Here is a 2,428-nt window from a genome sequence, read left to right as displayed (position 1 = left end):
CCCGGTGAACTTTCCCGCCACTCACGAGGTGTTCAACCAGGTCCCGGATCTGGTGCCCTACCAGGCGGCGGCGGACCCGGCGCTGCTCGAGGGCCTGCGCCGCGAGGGCGCGGCCTGGGCCGAGGACGAGGTCCGGGAGATCGGCGCGCTCGCCGGCGGTGTGCGCGCGCAGGACTGGGGCAGGCTCGTCAACGAGTACCCGCCCGTGCTGCGCACCCACGACCGCTACGGGCACCGCATCGACGAGGTCGAGTTCCATCCGCACTGGCACGACCTCATGACGGTGGCCGTCGAGCACGGCATGCACGCGGCGCCGTGGCGCGACCCCCGGGCCGGTGCGCACGTCGCCCGGGCCGCCAAGTTCTACGTGTGGGGCCAGGCGGAGGCGGGACACATGTGCCCGATCTCCATGACGTACGCCGTGATCCCGGCGCTGCGGCACAACCCGGAACTCGCCGCGACGTACGAGCCGCTGCTCGCCGCCCCGCACTACGACTTCGGGCTACGCGAACCGTCCACCAAGCGCGGCCTGATCGCCGGCATGTCCATGACCGAGAAGCAGGGCGGATCGGACGTGCGGGCCAACACGACGACGGCGACCCCCCAGGCGGACGGCAGCTATCGCATCGTCGGGCACAAGTGGTTCACCTCCGCCCCGATGTCGGACCTGTTCCTCACCCTGGCGCAGACCGGGAGCGGCGTCTCGTGCTTCCTGCTGCCGCGGGTGCTTCCCGACGGCAGCCGCAACCGCATCCACATCCAGCGGCTCAAGGACAAGCTCGGGAACAAGTCCAACGCCTCCTCCGAGATCGAATACGAGGGCGCAACCGGCTGGCTCGTCGGTGCGGAGGGCCGCGGCGTCAACACCATCATCGAGATGGTGAACATGACGCGCCTCGACTGCGTCATCGGCTCGGCGACCGGGATGCGCGCGGCGACATTGCGCGCGGTGCATCATGCCCGGCACCGGAAGGCGTTCGGCGCCCTGCTCGTCGACCAGCCGCTCATGCGGAACGTGCTCGCCGACCTGATCGTCGAGTCGGAGGCCGCGACGACCATGATGATGCGGCTCGCCGGCGCGACGGACCGCGCGTCGACCGATCCGCAGGAGGCGGCGCTGCGCCGCATCGCCCTCGCGGTCACCAAGTACTGGGTGTGCAAGCGCGCCCCCGCGCATGCCGCGGAGGCTCTCGAATGCCTCGGCGGCAACGGCTACGCCGAGGAATCCGGGATGCCGCGGCTGTACCGCGAGGCACCGCTCATGTCGATCTGGGAGGGCTCCGGCAACGTCGCCGCCCTCGACGCGTTGCGGGCGATGGTCAAGCAGCCCGAGACCGTGGACGCGTTCTTCGCCGAACTGCGCCTCGCCGAGGGCGCCGACCCCCGGCTCGACGACGCCGTGGCCCGGGTCGGCAAGGAACTCGCCGACCTCGAGAACGTCGAATACCGGGCCCGCCGGATCGTGGAGCTGATGGCGCTGGTGCTGCAGGGGGCACAGCTCGTGCGCCACGGGCATCCCGCAGTCGCGGACGCCTTCTGCGCCACGCGGCTGGGCGACGACTGGGGCATCGCCCTGGGGACCATGCCGACCGGCGTGGACACCGCGGCGATTCTCGCGCGCATCTGAACAGTGGCGATTCTCGCGCGCATCCGACCGGCGACGATCCGCAGGGGCATACTGGGGTAACGACAACGATCGTCGAGCGAGGCCGGAGCCCCTCATGATCAGCAGCAGCGAATGGCGGGAGTGGGGGGTCCCGGTCGAGGTGGCCGTCACCGAGTGCGCCGCACTGGTGGAGGCCGAAACGCTGGTGCGCGCCGCGATCGCAGAATCCGAGGCGGCCTGCAACCCCCTGCGCGGCGACGCGGAGATCCACGAGGTCAATCTCGCCCAGGGCATTCCCGTGCAGGTCAGTCCGCGGCTGTCGGCGCTGCTGCGCTCGGCGCTCTGGGTCGCCCGGATGACGGACGGGGCGGTGAGCCCCCTGTCGGCCGACGACGCGGGAATCGACGAGGAGGCCACCCCGCCCATCCATCCGCTTCCGGACTACAGCGACATCCACCTCGACGGCGAGACCGTGCTGGCCCCGTTCGGCGTCAACCTCGACATCACCGAAACGGCCAGGGCCGACACGGCCGATCGGGCCGCCGCGACCGTCGCACGCAGTCTCGAATGCGGTGTCCTGGTGCGCATGGGCGACGTGACGGCCACCGCCGGTCACAGCCCCGCCGGGGGCTGGCAGGTGGCCATCCCCGGAGCCGGCACGGTCGAACTTCCGGCGGGCAGCGCGATGGCGACGCGCGTGCGCGCCGCCGAACCCGACGAGGTGGAAGAGAACGGCGGAAACGACGTCGCCGGGCGGTGGGCGCAGGTGACCGTCATCGCCGGGGACGCGCTGTGGGCCGACGCCGCGGCCGCGGCGGCGCT

2 protein-coding genes are annotated in these 2,428 nt (G+C 71.7%); both read left to right on the top strand.

All coding sequences use genetic code 11. The features are described 5' to 3' along the window. Window positions 1-4 precede the first annotated feature (4 nt). Window positions 5-1,627 (top strand): acyl-CoA dehydrogenase family protein, encoded by a 1,623-nt coding sequence (locus CQZ88_RS14060; RefSeq protein ID WP_044475732.1) that lies wholly within the window; start codon window positions 5-7, stop codon window positions 1,625-1,627. 94 nt (window positions 1,628-1,721) lie between these two features. Continuing rightward, the coding region (locus CQZ88_RS14055) for an FAD:protein FMN transferase (RefSeq protein ID WP_102799919.1) at window positions 1,722-2,428 on the top strand (707 nt) is incomplete at its 3' end.

The organism is Rhodococcus sp. ENV425 (assembly GCF_002887785.1).
Taxonomy (GTDB): Bacteria; Actinomycetota; Actinomycetes; order Mycobacteriales; family Mycobacteriaceae; genus Rhodococcus; species Rhodococcus aetherivorans.
This window is presented reverse-complemented; position numbering and strand designations above follow the sequence as displayed.